The organism is Thioalkalivibrio denitrificans (assembly GCF_002000365.1).
GTDB lineage: Bacteria > Pseudomonadota > Gammaproteobacteria > Ectothiorhodospirales > Ectothiorhodospiraceae > Thioalkalivibrio_A > Thioalkalivibrio_A denitrificans.
This window is the reverse complement of record NZ_MVBK01000084.1, coordinates 1-1,555: the sequence shown is the minus strand read 5'-3', so window position 1 is coordinate 1,555 and position 1,555 is coordinate 1. Positions and strand designations below refer to the sequence as shown.

Sequence of the window (1,555 nt, the reverse complement as noted above, 5' to 3'; positions counted from 1 at the left end):
AGACGAGCCTGAACCGCGATAGGGCTCCGGCGGAAACAGTCTGTCATGCTAAGGTTGGCGACCATTTCAACGTATTCCGCTTATGTTTCAGCCTGTTGTGCACCAGCCGGTGTCCGACCGGTGAGATATGCGGGCTAGAAGTGGGCACAGGCCGAGCGGCCGCAAGCATTATTACGATCTGCTGAGGAACGATCACCGGTCCGATTCGTACGCATGCGCCCCCACGTTATCAACGGAATCCCTCGAGCGGGTCCCCCTGGGCGCGGCGAATTCGTGCAGCGGCACGATAGCGCTGGCTGTCGATCCGCCCGGTGGCTGAGCCGGTCGGAAGTCATGCCGCTCAGGGTCACGAAACAGCTCCGGCCTCGAATCTTCATGATGCACGTTGCCGGCCACACGACCGGGAGGTTCCCCGTCGTCGGGCGTGCGTGTCAGCCGCCCCACATGCACGGCCAGGTTGTTGGACACTTCCCAGGGTACTTCCGGTATATGGCGGTGCTGCACCAGGGTTGACCATAGCGGCCTTGGCCCCGTGAAAACTGCGGTGTTATACGCAATGGCCGCGAACCTGTCTTCGGCGTCAGGGCAGGGGAGCAACTCGCCACGGCTCCTTCGTGGCGTCAGGCCGATGAAATTCAGGTTGCCGCTCGTGCCCGTCTTGACCAGCACATTGCCGACCACAACGGTTTTGCTGCATGCCCAGATGTCCACGAGATGGGTATCCGTCCCATGCTCGTCAACGATCTGGTTGTAGGCGATGTGATTATCGTTGGCGACGGTCTTGATGAAGTGGCCGGAGCGGCCATCATGCAGGTAATTGCCCATGGCCACGAAGCGTCCGATCCGCCCCGCGTAAATGCTGTGAGCGAGTCTGCGTCCGGCATGCTGTCCGTAGAAATGGCTGTCATAGACCTCCAGTGCCTGCTCCTCTCTGTGATTGGTCATGATCCCAACCTGATTGCCGTGGATCACCACGTCGCGCAGAATCAGTGTGCCGCCTTCATGGCGTATGGCATTCCCCGTGCCAGCCGATGTGCGGCCGCCGGAAAGCTCCACATTCTCAATCTCAATGTGTGCGCCCTGGGTAATCCACACTGCCTTCCTTCCGCATATCTTGTCATGAATATGCGGTCGCCCCCCGATGCCGCGAATGCTGACGCTTGTCCGCCAGACCGCGCAGTCCTCGTAGTTGCCGGCCAGGATGCCGACCGTCTGCCCGTCGCGCGCATGGCGGGCGGCTTCGCTGGGCAGGGCATATTCGTGGCCCGGACCGACGCACAGGTCGGCGTCGCATTCTTCGCCGATTGCGGCGCCAATCATCAGGCCGATCGCCAGAAGAAGGGTCAGGTACGCGCTCTTGTGGAACATGTTTGCCGGTTCTCCTTTGGCCAGCCGCATTGGGTGCAAGGCAGGCTACAGACTGGAACTGCGGGGTACTCCGCGCTTACCTGGAGGAGTATAGAAAAGGAGGCGTGTCGTTTGCGGAAGAGCGTAGGACATCTCCACAGAAAGGAAGAGGTGTTCTCCCTCCCCCGCTTGCGGGGGAGGGTTGGGG

Annotated in this window: 1 protein-coding gene; it reads right to left on the bottom strand. The window is 61.0% G+C overall.

Features of this window, described 5'->3' with window-relative positions:
- Window positions 1-192: 192 nt before the first annotated feature.
- On the bottom strand, window positions 193-1,368 hold the full coding sequence (locus B1C78_RS13250; RefSeq protein WP_077279653.1) for a right-handed parallel beta-helix repeat-containing protein: 1,176 nt from the start codon (window positions 1,366-1,368) through the stop codon (window positions 193-195).
- Between the last annotated feature and the right edge of the window lie 187 nt (window positions 1,369-1,555).